Below are 261 nucleotides of genomic sequence, written 5' to 3'. Positions count from 1 at the left end.
CTGGCCGCCTTGGTTGTCAGGCCGGCCGCCCAGCAGCTGCATAGTTCCGTTGATGTCGACATGCACCTCGGTGCTGTACCGCTTGATGCCGTCCTTTTCCCATTCGCGGGTCTTGAGCTTGCCCTCGATGTAGCACTGGGAGCCCTTGCGTAGATACTCGCCAGCGATTTCGGCGACCTTGCCGAACAGCACCACCCGGTGCCATTCGGTCTTCTCGACCTTCTGCCCGGTCTGTCTGTCGTTCCACGATTCGCTGGTGGC

The 261-nt window shown here is 61.3% G+C and carries 1 protein-coding gene; it reads right to left on the bottom strand.

The features are described 5' to 3' along the window. The coding region (ssb, locus tag SB717_RS37065) for a single-stranded DNA-binding protein (protein ID WP_410908086.1) at nucleotides 1–261 on the bottom strand (261 nt) is incomplete at both ends.

Source organism: Priestia sp. SIMBA_032 (assembly GCF_046535215.1).
GTDB lineage: Bacteria > Bacillota > Bacilli > Bacillales > Bacillaceae_H > Priestia > Priestia aryabhattai.
This window is presented reverse-complemented; position numbering and strand designations above follow the sequence as displayed.